This is a genomic window from Lachnospira hominis (ex Hitch et al. 2025), assembly GCF_040096395.1.
GTDB lineage: Bacteria > Bacillota > Clostridia > Lachnospirales > Lachnospiraceae > Lachnospira > Lachnospira hominis.
Window position 1 is genome coordinate 1 of the sequence record NZ_JBBMES010000018.1, and the last position, 17138, is coordinate 17138.

General features: G+C 34.9%; 13 protein-coding genes. 10 read left to right on the top strand and 3 right to left on the bottom strand.

What is annotated here, in order from left to right:
- The first annotated feature begins 193 nt into the window (after positions 1-193).
- Positions 194-2506, top strand: a complete 2313-nt coding sequence (locus WMO38_RS12535) for an aldolase/citrate lyase family protein (RefSeq protein ID WP_349162925.1) — start codon at positions 194-196, stop codon at positions 2504-2506.
- A gap of 17 nt (positions 2507-2523) precedes the next feature.
- Positions 2524-4362 (top strand): glutamine--fructose-6-phosphate transaminase (isomerizing), encoded by a 1839-nt coding sequence (gene glmS / locus WMO38_RS12540; protein ID WP_349162926.1) that lies wholly within the window; start codon positions 2524-2526, stop codon positions 4360-4362.
- Positions 4363-4468: 106 nt separating this feature from the next.
- On the opposite strand, the gene WMO38_RS12545 is transcribed toward glmS, so the two are convergent.
- On the bottom strand, positions 4469-5119 hold the full coding sequence (locus WMO38_RS12545; protein ID WP_349162927.1) for a phosphatase PAP2 family protein: 651 nt from the start codon (positions 5117-5119) through the stop codon (positions 4469-4471).
- Positions 5120-5259: 140 nt separating this feature from the next.
- Here WMO38_RS12545 and WMO38_RS12550 point away from each other — a divergent pair, with 140 nt between their 5' ends.
- From WMO38_RS12550 to WMO38_RS12580, 7 genes are all read left to right on the top strand, one after another.
- Positions 5260-5925 (top strand): ATP-binding cassette domain-containing protein, encoded by a 666-nt coding sequence (locus WMO38_RS12550; RefSeq protein WP_349162928.1) that lies wholly within the window; start codon positions 5260-5262, stop codon positions 5923-5925.
- Positions 5922-6740, top strand: a complete 819-nt coding sequence (locus WMO38_RS12555; RefSeq protein ID WP_349162929.1) for a hypothetical protein — start codon at positions 5922-5924, stop codon at positions 6738-6740. Before WMO38_RS12550 ends, WMO38_RS12555 begins: the two co-directional genes overlap by 4 nt.
- 61 nt (positions 6741-6801) lie before the next feature.
- Positions 6802-8238 (top strand): exo-alpha-sialidase, encoded by a 1437-nt coding sequence (locus tag WMO38_RS12560; RefSeq protein WP_349162930.1) that lies wholly within the window; start codon positions 6802-6804, stop codon positions 8236-8238.
- A gap of 171 nt (positions 8239-8409) precedes the next feature.
- Positions 8410-9492, top strand: coding sequence for a carbamoyl phosphate synthase small subunit (locus tag WMO38_RS12565; protein ID WP_349162931.1), 1083 nt, complete (start codon positions 8410-8412; stop codon positions 9490-9492).
- Between the two features lies 1 nt (position 9493).
- The gene (gene carB, locus WMO38_RS12570; RefSeq protein WP_349162932.1) at positions 9494-12694 is read left to right on the top strand and encodes a carbamoyl-phosphate synthase large subunit; all 3201 of its coding nucleotides are present in this window, start codon (positions 9494-9496) and stop codon (positions 12692-12694) included.
- A 122-nt stretch (positions 12695-12816) separates the two neighbouring features.
- Positions 12817-13821, top strand: a complete 1005-nt coding sequence (locus tag WMO38_RS12575; RefSeq protein ID WP_349162933.1) for a hypothetical protein — start codon at positions 12817-12819, stop codon at positions 13819-13821.
- A gap of 41 nt (positions 13822-13862) precedes the next feature.
- On the top strand, positions 13863-14819 hold the full coding sequence (locus WMO38_RS12580) for an SseB family protein (protein ID WP_349162934.1): 957 nt from the start codon (positions 13863-13865) through the stop codon (positions 14817-14819).
- Between the two features lie 99 nt (positions 14820-14918).
- On the opposite strand, the gene WMO38_RS12585 is transcribed toward WMO38_RS12580, so the two are convergent.
- A complete protein-coding gene (locus tag WMO38_RS12585; RefSeq protein ID WP_021865866.1) occupies positions 14919-15242 on the bottom strand; it encodes a cupin domain-containing protein in 324 nt (107 codons plus the stop codon).
- Between the two features lie 152 nt (positions 15243-15394).
- Between WMO38_RS12585 and WMO38_RS12590 the strand changes: the two genes are divergently transcribed.
- Positions 15395-16141, top strand: coding sequence for a YdcF family protein (locus WMO38_RS12590; protein WP_349162935.1), 747 nt, complete (start codon positions 15395-15397; stop codon positions 16139-16141).
- A 33-nt stretch (positions 16142-16174) separates the two neighbouring features.
- On the opposite strand, the gene WMO38_RS12595 is transcribed toward WMO38_RS12590, so the two are convergent.
- Positions 16175-17026 (bottom strand): patatin-like phospholipase family protein, encoded by an 852-nt coding sequence (locus WMO38_RS12595; protein ID WP_349162936.1) that lies wholly within the window; start codon positions 17024-17026, stop codon positions 16175-16177.
- Between the last annotated feature and the right edge of the window lie 112 nt (positions 17027-17138).

Genomic DNA, 17138 nt, shown 5'->3' on the forward strand with positions numbered 1-17138 from the left:
CAGGAGAACAGTAAATGGAAACTGGATGGCACTGACAAGCAGTGCAACAGGAACAAGCTATACCGATAGAACAGCAGTGGAAAATGTTACATATTATTATACAGTAAGAGCTTTAAGCACCGATATAATAAGTCCAAAATATGATGATACAAAATTTATAAAATGTAGTAGATAAATAATGGAGGGTCTTGCGATGAATGATATAGTATTAAAATTTAGAGAAAAGATTAAAAACAATGAATTTGTATATGGTATATTTACGAAATCGCAGGACCCAATGTTTGTCGAAATTCAGGGAATATCTGAGTATGATTTTGTGATTTTAGATTCTGAACATGGACCTTATTCTGTTTCACAGCAACAAAATAATATAAGAGCGGCGTTATTAAGAGGTTTACTTCCTATTGTACGAGTAAGTGAACTTTCCGAAAACATGATTGGTAAAGCCTTAGATATAGGAGCATTAGGCGTACAGGTACCTCAAATAGAAAATGCAAAACAGGCTAAAAAAGCTGTTAAATATGCAAGGTTTTATCCTTATGGAGAAAGAGGTGTTTGTAGATTTGTGTCTGCAGCTGATTATTCAGCAAAAGATAGAAATGAATATTTTAAAAGTTCAAAAGATTTGCTTGTAATTCTTCAATTAGAAGGAGTGCAGGCAATATCTAATTTAGATGAAATTTTAGAGGTTGAAGGAATAGACATTATTTTTATTGGTCCATATGATTTGTCACAGTCTTTAGGTGTACCAGGAGATATTAAAAATCCTAAAGTTTTAAATGCTATGATTAATATTGTTGAAAAGGCAAAAGAGAAAAATATAGTTGTTGGAACATTTACAGATGATTATGAAATGGTGACAAAATGGAAAAATATGGGAGTTCAGTATATAAGTTATTCTACTGATTCAGGAATGTTTTATGATTATTCTCGCGATGTATATAATGCATTGCGAATGTGTGGAGAAAAAGAAAAAAAGTCTTTAGTTTTAGATAGTACATTAAGTAATGGTGGTCAGGTAATAGATTGGAAATATTCAGATAAGGATATAAAATTTATTTTGGATAAACTTGAGAACTCAAAGATTGAATTTATTGAGATGGGTATATTGAATGATATAATAAACCCGGAAGGAACAAAATTTAATAATATTATAGAAGTTAATAAAATTTTAAATAATAGGAATCCGGAAAAGTATTTTGTTAAGATTGAATATGGAGAATATCAAATAGAAAGCATTAAGCCATATAATGGTTATGGAATAAAAAAAATTAGGATTTGTTTTTACAAAAATGATTTATTGAAATTATTGGGTGATGTAAATATATTGATAGCTAAAGGATATCAGGTTATTTTAGAGGCTAAGTCAATTTTTGATTATTCTGATAATGAATATGAATATTTTATAAAAGTATGTAATGATATTAAGCCATATGCTGTATTCATTTCAGATGATTTTGGAATGATGAGCAGAGAAAAGATATTATATTATTACAAAATGATTGAAAGATTACTCAATAGTAATATCTATATAGGATTTCATTTACATAATAATAAGCAACTTGCGATGGCAAATGCAATTCTATTGTTAGAAAATTCGCAAAGAAATATAATTATTGATTCATCCATATATGGAATGGGTAGCGGGGCAGGTTTGTTAAATACTGAATTATTGATTGAATATTTGAATGATAATTATAATGATGAATATGAAATTATTCCTATATTAGAAATAATGGATTCGGTTGTCAATAATGTATATATTAAAAAAAGTTGGGGATATTCGTTGCCAAATTATTTATCAGCTAATTATAATGCTAATCCTGATTATGCTAAATATCTTGTTGAAAAGAATAATTTAACTCTTAAAGAAATGAATAATATTTTTTCTATGATAGATGAAAATAAAAAAATATATTTTGACAGGAACTATATTGAGGCATTATATGAAGAAACTTTGAATAATCCTGTTGATAATACAGATTTTTATGAAATAAGAAAACTATTTTACCATAGAAATATTGTTGTAATAGCACCTGGAAAATCATCTGAACGAAATAAAAAAATAGCATCGAAAATAAAACAGGATGGTGGATTAATCATTTCGATTAATTTTATGTATGATGAAGAACTTGTAGATTATATTTTTGTTGGAAATATAAGAAGAATGTCCGAATTGAATAAAAAATATTATTATAAAGTAATAGCTACATCAAATATTCCAGTATCAAATGTTTATGCAAGAATAAAATATTCATTATTGCTTAATTCTCAAGAATATGTAAAAGATAATTCAGGTTTAATGCTTTTAAAATTATTATCATTGTGTGAATGTTCTGGAATAAATGTAATAGGAATGGATGGATATTCATATAATTCAGAAGAAAATTATTATTTGAATGAATTGGAATTAGCAAGTAGCATGGAGCAGGTTGATAATATGAATTTGGGAATGCAGATTATGAAGAAAAAATTTAAAGAAATGGGAATTAACTTTATTAAGTGACTTAAGGAGAGAAAATCATGTGTGGAATAGTAGGTTACATAGGAAATGAACAGGCAGCACCGATTTTGCTTGACGGATTATCAAAACTTGAATATAGAGGATATGATTCAGCAGGAATAGCAGTAAGAGACAGTGATGGAAATATTAATATTGTCAAGGCAAAGGGCAGATTAAAGGGATTGATTGAAAAAACTGACAGTGGTAATGCAGTTCCTGGAACATGTGGCATCGGGCATACGAGATGGGCTACACATGGTGAACCATCAGAGACAAATGCACATCCGCATATGAGTGATGATGGAAATGTTGTTGGCGTGCACAATGGAATAATTGAGAATTATCAGGAATTAAAAGAGAAACTTTTAAAGAAAGGTTATTCATTTTATTCATCTACAGATACAGAAGTTGCAATAAAACTGGTGGATTATTATTACAAAAAATATGAGCATACACCTGTAGATGCCATTAATCATGCTATGGTTCGTATTCGAGGTTCATATGCGTTTGCATTTATTTTTAAGGATTATCCGGATGAGATATTTGTTGCTAGAAAAGATAGTCCTATGATTATAGGCGTATCAGATGGCAATTGTTATGTAGCTTCTGATGTGCCTGCAATTTTGAAGTATACAAGAAATGTATATTATATTGGCAATATGGAGATTGCCAAGCTGGGTGATGGTAAAGCAGTATTTTATAATCTTGATGGTGATGAGATTGAGAAAGAACTTGTTGAAATCAAGTGGGATGCACAGGCAGCTGAAAAGGGCGGCTTTGAACATTTTATGATGAAAGAAATCCATGAACAGCCTAGAGCAATCCTTGATACATTGAATTCAAAGTTAAAAGATGGAAAGATTGATTTGTCGGATGTAGGACTTAGTGATGAAGATATAAAAAGAATTTCTCATATCTATATTGTTGCGTGCGGATCTGCATATCATACAGGGGTCGTTACCCAATATGTAATGGAAGATTTGGCAAGAGTTCCTGTACGTGTGGAACTGGCATCTGAATTCAGATATAGAAGACCTATTCTTGATAAAGATGATTTGGTGATAGTTGTAAGCCAGTCGGGTGAGACTGCTGATACGTTGGCAGGCTTAAGACTTGCAAAAGAACAGGGAGTAAAAACACTTGGAATTGTCAACGTTGTTGGTTCATCAATAGCAAGAGAAGCGGATAATGTATTTTACACATTAGCAGGTCCTGAAATATCGGTTGCTACTACAAAGGCATACAGTGCACAGCTTATTGCAGGATATTTATTGTCAATAGAGTTTGCAAAAGTGAGAGAACAGATTACAGAAAAACAGTATTTTGAATATATAGAAGAACTTAAATCTATTCCGGAAAAGATTAATAGAATTATTGAAGATAAAGAACGTATACAGTGGTTTGCAGCAAAACAGGCAAATGCAAAGGATATTTTCTTTGTCGGCAGAGGAATTGATTATGCGGTATGCCTTGAAGGAAGTCTCAAATTAAAAGAAATAAGTTATATTCATTCTGAAGCATATGCCGCCGGGGAGTTGAAACACGGAACGATAAGTCTTATTGAGGACAATATACTTGTTATCGGCTCACTTACACAGCCGGATTTATTTGAGAAGACAGTAAGTAATATGGTTGAGTGTAAGAGCCGCGGTGCATCACTTATGGGGCTTACAACATTTGGCAATTATTCAATTGAGGATACAGCGGATTTTGTTGTATACGTTCCTAAGACAGACCCACATTTTGCAGCAAGTCTTGCAGTAGTGCCGCTTCAGCTGCTTGGCTATTATGTATCAGTTGCAAGAGGACTTGACGTAGATAAGCCTAGAAATCTGGCGAAGAGCGTGACGGTGGAGTAAAATATAGCGATTTAATAAAGAAGTACTAAATTCTGGAAAGGAAATTACTAATCTTTTATTACAAAAAATGCTGTGGCTTAACGGTTGTCGTTAAAGCCACAGCTATTTATCTTTTTATTATTTTTTTATAGTCTATAACATAAATAAATACATACATAACAGCCATTAGAGCAAATCCGCCGATAACATCTATGACAGAGTGCTGCTTTAAGAATATAGTTGACATGCAGATTAAAATGCAAAGAACAAGAGATGCATATCTGACTGCCGGTTTATTTTTAAGTGCTTTACATTTTGCAAGTGCAATGTGTACAGCAAGCGAATTGTATACATGAATACTCGGAAATACATTAGTGGATGTATCTGTTTTGTAAAGTCCTTTTACGATTTTACCACATATATTATCAGGAATATATGAAGGACGAAGTGTTAATCCATTTGGATAAATCATACATATCGTAAGTGCAAGGCTCATTCCTATTATAAGAGAGAGGGCAAATTGTACAAATTCTTTATCGGATGCTTTATAAATCATAAAAATACATGAGCCTACAACATAGAAAAACCATAAAATATATGGAATTATAAAATATTCACAAAATGGGATTTTATCGTCGAGGGGTGTATTTAAAATATGAATTCCGGGCATATCCGGCTGGATAAAATGCTCAAGCGTAAAAAACCATGGCATATATATGAATACATACAGACCATAAAGGCAACGTTTGATATATTTTTTATTTTCTTTATAACCCATAATAAAATAACCTTTCCGAAAACAAAGATATTTCATTATATCATTGATGCTGTTTTTATGCAATCAAAAGCTGAAACTTTACAAATTATATATCAATGTAATATAATAATAGGAACGATAAAAAACAAATGGAGAATGTTATGTTACAGCTTGAGCATGTAAAAAAGTCGTATGACAAAAAAGAAGTCCTTACGGATGTCACATATACATTTGAAGAGGGAAAAGTATATTCTCTTCTTGGTGGTGCAGGTGCAGGAAGAACCACATTGCTTGAGTGTATATGCGGTGATTTGTCTATAGATGACGGAACTATTGTCACAAAAGAAAAAGAGGATATATTTCTTGCTTCAAAACAGAGTATTCTTCCTATGTATATATCAGGTAATGAATTTATACATTATCTTTGTGAACTTCAGAAACAGGCAAGAGAGCCTGAGTATTATCTTGAACGCATTGGTCTTGATGAAAAAATCCGCAGCAGAATGATATGTGAATATACATTTGAAGAAAAGAAAAGAATCCAGCTTGCGGCATATCTTGTTCAGAAACCATATGTTATTATGTTTGACGAACCTTTTGATTATTGCAGTGATGAATATATAGATATGTTTCTTCGTGTTCTTAATGAGGAAGCGGAAGGTCATATTGTAATTGTTACAACAGGTATATTTGCAATGGCAAAAAGGATTGCTAAAGATGTGCTTGTTTTAAGTAATGGCGAGATAAATGAAGTTACTTATGAGATGATAGATATTCCTGAAATTAAAAAAGCGATATTTGATATATTGGGAGAATTAGAAGAATGATTATTTTCAAGAAAATGTTTGCCGAGAAGATTCTGAGATTCCACGAAGCAATGAACAGATTCTCAGAGCTGCTTATGCGTATGCCGCATCTTGGTGACAAGATAAGAAATCAGATAGAAGAGAATGATAATTACAGATTAAAGATGACATTTGGCGTGATTGCCCAGATTGGCATTGTTTTATTTGAACTTTTACGCAAATTTTTATATGTCGGATTTTTTGTGTATCTGCCATACAGAATTATAGCACATTTTTGTCCGCTCATTGCATCACACAGAGAGCTGACAATGATATTTTTGTTTTTTATGCTTTCAACAATATGTGGAAGTCTGGCAAATACCACGCTTATGTCGATGGGTGACAGGGATTATCTTATGATAAGAATAATGTTAATAAGCCCGTACATGAATTTTCTCGGAAAGATTGTATACAAGATTGCGACAGATCTGGTTTATTTTACAATTATACTTACGATATTCGGTATTTCATTCGGACATAGTCTTGCACTGAGTATAGTTACGGCATCACTTCGTCCGGTTGGTGAGATGATTGCTATTATTATGTTTGATAAAATAAAAGCGATTTATAATAACAGAGGTATTTACAATGGATTAGTAATGGCATTATGCGTTATTATTGCATATGGAGTGCCGGTATTCCAGAGAAAGCTTTCACCAGAGTGGATGTCAGTAGTTCATCCGGGATTTGTAATATTTATGGTACTGATTGGTGCCGGGGCATCATTTTTCCTGTGGTGGTACAAACATTACAGAAAGATAATGAGAGAAGCTATGTATATAAAACGCGAAATGTAAGCGGTTTTTGAATGGAAATAGTTATTTATAAAAATAGAGCAGGGAGAAAGAGGTGGCTGATATGTCAGATAAGAAAAAGATTTATAATATAATCCTTAAAGCAGCGATAGCAGCCGGATTTATCCTTGTTTTCTGGTTTATATGGTATTATCATTACCGAGAAGATAAGGCTGGACAGATAGTTTTGAAGTCGCGTTATACGTTCAGCGTCCGCATAGATTCTAGCGGAAATGTAGTAAATGGCGAGGAGGACAGTGATTCGGTTGACCATACACTTGCGGATGCATTCGGCAATCTGAAGATTGATGAAATCGGTGATGTATGGATAAGAGAGTTTACTGCACAGTATACACAGAAATATCTTGCATGGTCAAAGCAGCTTAAAAAGATAACACTCAATAAAACCCAGATTTTAAATGAGAGCGAAAATACCGTTTTAATAAGTTTTTCAGCCGGAATGAATGAACATGATTCGGAAAATTTTGCTTCATGGAATGGTGTACTTGATGATGGAAGATTAAGCTGTGAGTGGGTTGTGTCATTTTACATAGATAATCATTACGACGGAACAGCTACTATTTATGTAAAATCAATTGATACACCTGAAGATTATGGAATTGCCCAATATAATCAGAATAAGAAAAATAATGTTGATAAAGTTGACGAGACACAGAAAAAGTCACTTACAAATTATGAGATAAAAAATAATACATTGTCAGTTACATATGATGGCGGTGAAAAGTATATTAATGTTCCGGTTGATACTTCAAATCTGCTTTTCTCAGGCGATTCAACGACTGAACTTAAAAAGGGAAGTTATTATATAAGTACGACAAAGACTGCATTTGTATATGGAGGAAAAGTATCGGGAAATAATAAGGTTCCTGTAACTCTTGTATATACAAATGACATGGGTGCTAACTGGATTACATGTGAAATTGATAAAATATACACATCTACATATTATTATGTGGAATTTTTTGATGAAAATTCAGGTGTCATGGCAGTTGGATATGATAAAAATGAGCAGCAGCAGTCATCACGGATTTATTCGACAACAGACGGTGGAGAGACATGGAACACGGTCGGTGCCGGACCTGCGACTAATATAATAAAAGGTATTAAGTATATTGACGAAAAGATTGGATTTTTCTGCTATGATTATGTTGACGGAATGGACAGCAATCTTTACATGACATCTGATTCAGGAAAGACATTTTCAAAGATAATCCTTGAACCACAGGAACTTGACAGTACAGCACTTGATGCCGTTTCATCCGGTCAGTCGTCATCTGCTGATAATAAGCTGAAGTGGTCTGATGTATATAAGGAGGCTCTTGTGCCTGTATATGGAAGCGACGGAACAATAACGGTATACCTTACGCAGGGAGCCGGCGGCGTTTATAATAACGGAAAAACGGCAGCCATGTATCAGTCAACAGATAAGGGCACAACATTCAAATATATTGGACAGTATGAAATTAACAAGAATAATTAGCAATAATCGTTATAGGAAAAAATTTATAAAAATACCTGAAATTGCATAAAACTTGATTGATTTCATACTTGAAAAAAACTCGATAGTGTGGTAAAATTTATAAAATTTGAGAAAAAAGGCAATTTTTTGTCTTTTTTTTTGTCCAAAATACGAAAGGAACAGGTGGCATTCATGAAAGCATTTTTAATACTTGAAGACGGAACAGTGTTTAGCGGAACCAGCATTGGTGCTGAACGTGAAGTTATAAGTGAGATTGTCTTCAATACGTCGATGACAGGATATTTGGAGGTTCTTACTGACCCATCATATGCAGGACAGGCAGTAACAATGACATATCCATTAATTGGTAATTACGGTATCTGCTATAAAGATATGGAGTCTTTAAAGGCATGGCCGGATGGATTTATTGTGAGAGAACTTTCCAGAATGCCAAGTAACTTCAGATGTGAAGATACTATACAGAAATTCCTCGTTGATAATAATATTCCGGGTATAGCAGGAATCGACACAAGAGCACTTGCTAAGATTCTTCGTGAAAAGGGTACGATGAACGGAATGATTACAACAAATGAAAATTATAATCTTGAAGAGGTTCTTCCTAAGATTAAAGAATATACAGTTTCAGGCGTTGTCAAAAAGGTTACATGTAAAGAGAAGAGTGTACTTAATGGTGATGGATTTAAAGTTGCTCTTTTGGATTTTGGTGCAAAGAAAAATATTGCTCGTTCATTAAATAACAGAGGCTGCGAGGTTACTATCTATCCTGCCGAGACTAAGGCAGAAGAGATTCTTGCTTCAAATCCTGACGGAATTATGCTTTCCAACGGTCCTGGAGATCCTAAGGAATGTACGGAAATTATTGAAGAATTAAAGAAGCTTTATGCAAGTGATGTACCTATGTTTGCAATATGTCTCGGACATCAGCTTATGGCTCTTGCAACAGGTGCAGATACTCACAAGCTTAAATATGGACATCGTGGTGCAAACCATCCTGTAAAAGATCTGAAGACAGGCCGTGTATACATTTCATCACAGAACCATGGATATGTTGTAGACGAGACAACACTTGATCCGAATGTGGCTAATCCTGCATTTGAAAATGTTAATGATAAGACTAATGAGGGTCTTGAATATGTAGGTAAGAATATATTTACGGTTCAGTTCCATCCGGAAGCATGTGCAGGTCCTCAGGATACAGCATATCTTTTTGACAGATTTATTGACATGATGAAGATGAAGAAGGAGGAACAGTAAGATGCCAAAGAATCCAAATATTAAAAAAGTATTAGTAATCGGTTCAGGTCCTATTGTAATCGGACAGGCAGCAGAGTTCGACTATGCCGGAACACAGGCTTGTCGTTCATTAAAGGAAGAGGGCATAGAGGTAGTCTTAGTCAATTCCAATCCTGCTACAATCATGACAGATAAAGATATTGCTGATGAGGTATATATTGAACCTCTTACAGTAAAAGCATTAGAGCAGATTATTTTAAAGGAAAAGCCTGACAGTATTCTTCCGACACTCGGTGGACAGGCCGGACTTAATCTTGCAATGGAAATTGCAGAGACAGGTTTCCTTGAGGAACATAACGTAAAACTTATCGGTACAACTGCACTTACAATTAAGAAAGCAGAAGACCGTCTTATGTTTAAAGAGACAATGGAAAAAATCGGTGAGCCTTGTGCTGCTTCGCTTGTTGTTAATGATGTTGAATCAGGTGAGGCATTTGCAGCCAAAATCGGTTATCCTGTAGTTTTACGTCCTGCATACACACTCGGCGGAAGCGGCGGTGGTATCGCACATAATGTAACAGAATTAAGAGAAATTCTTGAAAATGGTCTCCGTCTTTCAAGAGTTGGTGAAGTTTTAGTAGAACGCTGTATCGCAGGCTGGAAGGAAATCGAGTACGAAGTTATGCGTGACAGCAACGGTAACTGCATTACAGTCTGCAACATGGAAAATATCGACCCTGTAGGTGTACATACAGGTGACAGTATCGTAGTTGCACCTTCACAGACACTTTCAGACAAGGAATATCAGATGCTTCGTACATCTGCATTAAATATTATTGATGAACTCGGAATAACAGGTGGATGTAATGTGCAGTATGCACTTAATCCTGACAGCTTTGAATACTGTGTAATCGAAGTAAATCCTCGTGTCAGCCGTTCATCAGCACTTGCTTCTAAGGCAACAGGTTATCCGATTGCCAAGGTTGCAGCAAAGATTGCACTCGGTTATACACTTGATGAAATCAAGAATGCAATTACAGGAAAGACATATGCAAGTTTTGAGCCTGCACTTGACTACTGTGTAGTTAAGATTCCAAGACTTCCGTTTGATAAGTTCATCTCTGCAAAGAGAACACTTACAACACAGATGAAAGCAACCGGTGAAGTAATGAGTATCGCCAACAACTTTGAGGGCGGTCTTATGAAGGCTATCCGTTCACTTGAACAGCATGTTGACAGTCTGATGTCATATGATTTTACAAAGCTTACAGATGAAGAACTTCTCGAAGAACTTGCAATTGTAGATGACAGAAGAATCTGGAAGATAGCTGAAGGTTTAAGAAGAAATATTCCTGCTGAAAAGATGCATGATATTACAAAGATAGACCTTTGGTTTATTGATAAACTCAAGATTATTGTAGAGATGGAGAATTCATTAAAGAATGAACCGCTCACAGAAGAACTTTTAAAAGAAGCAAAGAGAATTGAATTTCCTGATAATGTAATAGCACAGCTTACAGGAAAGACAGAAAAAGAAATCAAAGAATTAAGAGATAAGTATGATATTCATGCTGCTTTTAAGATGGTTGATACATGTGCTGCTGAGTTTGAGGCAACAACACCTTATTATTATTCAGTATTCGGCAGTGAAAATGAAGCTGTAAAGACTAATGACAAGAAGAAAGTTCTTGTACTTGGTTCAGGTCCTATAAGAATCGGACAGGGTATCGAATTTGACTTCTGTTCAGTTCATTGTACATGGTCGTTCAAAGAGCAGGGATATGAGACAATTATTATTAATAATAACCCTGAGACAGTATCAACTGACTTTGATATTGCCGACAAGCTTTATTTTGAGCCATTGACACCGGAAGATGTACAGAATGTAGTTGATTTTGAAAAACCTGACGGAGCAGTAGTACAGTTTGGTGGACAGACAGCTATCAAGCTTACGGAAGCACTTATGAAGATGGGTGTACCTATTCTTGGTACAAGTGCGGAAGATGTAGATGCTGCCGAGGATAGAGAGTTATTTGATGAAATTCTTGAAAAATGTGAGATTCCAAGAGCTAAAGGTCAGACAGTATTTACTGTAGAAGAGGCTTTAAAGGCAGCCAACGAACTTGGCTATCCTGTACTCGTAAGACCTTCATACGTACTTGGCGGACAGGGTATGCAGATTGCTGTATCAGATGAAGATGTAGTTGAATTCATGAATATCATCAATAGAATTAAACAGGATCATCCAATTCTTGTAGATAAGTATCTCATGGGTAAGGAAATAGAAGTAGATGCTGTATGTGACGGTGAAAATATTCTCATTCCTGGTATCATGGAGCATATCGAGAGAGCCGGAATTCACTCAGGTGACAGTATTTCAGTATATCCTGCAAAGTCACTTACACCTAGAATTACAGACATGATTGTTGATTACACTGCAAAACTTGCACGTTCACTTCACGTAAAGGGCTTAATCAATATCCAGTTTATTGTATACAACGACCAGGTATATGTAATTGAGGTAAATCCTCGTTCAAGCCGTACAGTACCTTATATCAGCAAGGTTACAGGTATTCCTATTGTAAAACTTGCAACAAAGGTAATCACGGGAAGCAAGATTACAGATATGGGTTACGAACCGGGCTTACAGAAGAAATCAGACTACTATGCAATCAAGATGCCTGTGTTCTCATTTGAGAAAATCCGTGGTGCAGATATCAGCTTAGGACCTGAGATGAAGTCTACAGGTGAGTGCCTTGGTATTTCAAAAGATTTCGATGAGGCACTTTACAAAGCATTCCAGGGTGCAGGAATATGTCTTCCAAAGCATAAGCAGATTATTATGACTCTCTGCGATGCAGATAAGGAAGATGGTGTAGATATAGCACAGAGATTTGAGGCACTTGGATATAAAATTTATGCTTCAAGAGGAACAGCTAAAGTATTGAAGGAACATGGTGTCCATGCAATTCAGGTAAATAAGATTGGACAGGAAGCACCAACACTTCTTGATTTAATTCTTGAACATAAGATTGACCTTGTTATTGATACACCTGAAAATGGTATTGAGAGAGCAAGAGACGGTTTCCTTATCAGACGTTATGCTATTGAGACAGGCGTTCACTGCCTTACTAGTCTTGATACAGCTCATGCACTTATTTCAAGTCTTGAGCATGCATTTAACAATAGGGATCTTTCAATTGTTGATATTGCAGAAATATAAAAATTACATTGCAGGCACGTAACAGAGGTGGCGTGTAAAGCTTAAAAGAGGCTGCTTTCATAGGAAGGCAGCCTTTTGAAGTTATAAGATAATCCTGTTAAGACGGGAATAAAGGAGAAAAGATGCTTAATCTGAATATAAATTGCGATATTTTGCAGGAAAAAAATATAGTTAGGTTTAATGGTGCAGCACTTGAACTTATGAGGTATGAGGGGCAGGAAATACAGGTAAATACATATATTTATCTTGAAAAAGACGGTAAAAAATATCAGTTTATAACATATAATCACTGCGATGCACAAAAAAATGTATCGCTTGACAAAAAAATAATATGTGAGGAAATACAAAATTATGAATTTCCGGAAGAAACAAGAAAGAACCAGATAATATATTATCTTCCGCCTGAGGGAAAAGAAGAGACAGCACTTACGAAGCTTACAAGAAGACGTGAGCAGGATGATTATGATGGTGCATTTCCGGGAGATAATGTGTCAGGCTGTGAATATTTTGCATGGCTTAATGCCGATGGTGATGACAATTATATGGTGCTTTTATCAACTAAAAATCTTACAATGGTTTTCAGGCCGCAGTTTATGGATAAATTCGGCATAGATATGCTGGCACAAAGAGATCATGAGTTGTTTGAAAATGTATTTACAGAAGGAAATGTTATAAAATTTGATGGTGCTTTGATGGGAATTGTAAAAATTTCTGATATTTATGCAGTAGAAACATGTATTTACATTGAAAAAGACGGTGAAAAATATGTATACAGATGTCTTGAAAAATTCGATGAATGCCGTGAAGAGATAATTAAAAATACAAGATTTTACCGCGAAATAAGTTTTTGTAAAACGGAAGAATTTGATATTCCGGACGGGTCGGAATATGCGATGCTTGACTGTTATATTTCATATGATGATAAACCGGTTATGATAAAGAAAACAGGCAGGGCACAGTACGGAAAATATGTTCCGTTTGAAGATAAAGATGTCGAGGCAAGAGGCTGTGGATATTTTAATGCAGTGCTTGAAAACCAAGTGGATAAAGACAGTGAAAATATAATTTATCTCACGATTGAGGCATGCCGTAAGACAAGGTATAAAAAGTTGAAAAACATGCTTTGATGTGTTAAAATAAATACAATTTAACATGATTGGAGAACAGTATGGACGCTAGAAGAGCACAGGATTTATTAAAACATATTACACAGGATGAAGATTATGGCTTAAAGGCTATGCAGAAGGCATCACTTGCAGAATGTATATCAATGGTTAATAATGTTCTTCCTGAATGCCAGAAAAAGGCATATGAAGACGGCAATGATAATGATGCGGGCTTTTTTTCAAAGATGACAGAAAATTACAGAGCACTTATAATTGACAAGATAAAGGAAGAAAATCTTTTATGGATTGCATATACAGATTTGACAGGATATCCGTATATGATTGATGGTGACATGATTGTTATCTATGATTTTGCGGCAGCAAAGCAGATTGAAGCAGACCTCAATAAAGCAGGATACAGAGTTACATTCGGCAATGTTGACAAGGATGCTTTCAAAACAGAGATTGCACATATGTACAGAAACGGTTATAAGAAAATCCGTTTTATGGATGGAAAGATGGAACCTTTTGTTGTAGAAAGAGAAGAGTTATATCCGTATGAAGAATTTTTCAAAGATGATTATATAACTAATCCGGGACTTCAGGCTGCAATGCTCAATTATTTTCAGGAATTCAGAAAGCAGGCTCCGCTTGAAAACAGAGGTGATATATTAAAACGCCGCGAGCAGATTATGATTGATATGATGCTCAATGCTGAATATATGGTTCCTTGTGTTAAGGAAGAGACTGAAGAAGAGGTTGAGATTTCGCATCATTTTATAGACATAACAGACCGTGTTACAGAAAAAGAAGAGGGTGAGCATGTGATTGCCATCCCTGTATTCACAGATGGTTTTGAGATGGACAAGTGTTATGAAGGACATCATGAGAATATGCTCTATAAGTTTAATGAACTTGTATCGCTTATGGATGAGCTTGGAGCTTCAGGCATAATAATCAACTGTCTCGGTATCAGCTATTTTATGAGAACAGCACTTATGAAAAAGATACTTAAATAAATTTTTGACAATTTATATTAAAAATAAAAATAACCCGGAATTATCACAGACCATGTAAGGCTGTGGATACATTCCGGGTATATTTATGTCTGTGCCTGATTACTTGAGGAAATCCTGACGCATAGGATTAAATACGTCTACAAGTTTTCCTTCTTCAAGACAGGTAACACCATGTTCTACGTTAGATGGCATGTAAACGCTGTCGCCTTTATTTACAATCTTAGTCTCACCGCCGATTGTGAATTCAAAACTTCCCTCAGCAATGTAAGTAATCTGTAAATGCTCATGTTTGTGAAAATTTCCCTTAGAACCTTTCTTAAAAGAAATCTCGCACATCATAAGGTCGTCTGAATAACATAAAATTTTTCTTGTAACTCCCGGTTCGCAGTCTGTAGGAATTACGTCTTTATTAAATCTGAACATAAAAATTCTCCTTTCTAAGTGTCAGTTCTGCATTACAACTGCAAACTGATTATTTATACTGTAACCACTATAAAACAAAAAGGGTGAAATAACAATAAAAATATGGTACGATATATTTAAAAAACAGATTTATTGCTTTTTGGAGGAATTTTATGTATTTTTTGTGGCTGGCAGCAGCATTGATATGTTTTGCATATTATATACTTTGTGCATCATATGCAGGTATAGGCTCGTCGTTTATATTTATATGGCTTATAGGAGGTATATTTTTTTCAGTGGTATTCGGAGTAAGATTCGCACATGTAATGGGAATTATATCTGTATCACATAAAATTTCAACTGCTTTTGCGGCAGTTATGATAATTGGTGTCATATTATTTGTTATGTTGGAGTGCCTCGTTATTTCGGGGATGACGGAAAATACAGATGAGGACTGCCGTTATGTAATAGTTCTCGGATGTCAGATAAGAGGTGACAGAATAACAAGGTCATTAAGGAAAAGGCTTGACAAAGCTTATGATTACGGCAAAAAACATGAAGATGCGGTTATAATTGTATCAGGTGGTAAAGGCAATGGCGAAAATACGACAGAAGCAGAAGCTATGTTTAACTATCTCGTTGAAAAAGGAATCAGCCCTGAAAGAATCATACAGGAAGATAAATCTTACAATACAGACCAGAATATGAGATACAGTGCAAAACTGATGGATGATACAACAGCAAAGACAGCCATTGTCACAAGTAATTTTCATGTATACCGGGCAAAAAAGCTGGCTGCGGCAAAAGGCATAACAAATACTTATGGAATTGCCGCAGGCAGCGATAAAGTTCTTATAACTAATTATATGGTAAGAGAAGCTATAGGAATATTAAAGGATTTTATCTGCCATAATTTTTAGATGGAAAAAGGTGCGTATATGAATATTTGCACCTTATTTTGCAAAAAATTCAGCTACTTTGCCGGATATGTCAATTCCTTTGGCATATCCTTCATCATACATATTAAGAATTTTTTCTTTGTCTCTTTCAAGTCTTGAAAAACCTTCTGTTGAGTCAGGTCGTATGACAATAACTTTGCCCTCTTTTTCAAGACGTCTTAATTTTTTCAGGCTGTGATTGTATCTTCCGGCACGTTTCACAAGGTCTATCGCGATATTAGGATAGCGGTGATAAGCTCTTGCCATAGCTTTTGTAGATGATGTTGTTGATTTTTTATATCCTGATTCTCTTGTCAGGACTACAACAACTCTGTCACAGCCGTCTTCAAATGCTTTTTCATATGGAATTGAGTCACTCAGACCACCATCAAGGTAAGGTGTGTCATTAATATATATATTAGGAAAAAGAATTGGAAGGGCACATGTCGCTTTAAGGATAAGATTGCTGCGGTCGGCTGTTGTGTATTTCATATATTCAGGTTCACCTGTTAAAACATTTGTCACAACAGCATAAAATTCACCATGGAATTTGTCAAATTCGTCATAATCGAATGGAACAAGTTTATTAGGGATTGTGTCATATGCAAAATCGAGTCCGTAATAACATTTATTTTTGGGATTAAGAAGATTATTGATACCCATATAACGCTTATCATCGCAGTAATCAAGGATGATTTTCAAATTCCGGCCAGGCTGTCTTGAGGCGTATGAAACGCCATATGCAGCACCTGCGGAAACACCTATTATGTAGTCAGGCATAATATTTTTTTCAAGAAAAGCATCCATTACGCCGCATGAAAATATAGTCCTGAAAGCACCGCCTTCAAATACGATTCCAGTTTTCATAAATCAAGATTCTCCTTATTTTTGATAAAACTATTTTCGTCTTAAAATGATTTAATGTCAATAGACATTTTGACAATCTTACTTTATAATAAAATTGAAGTTACAATAGTTT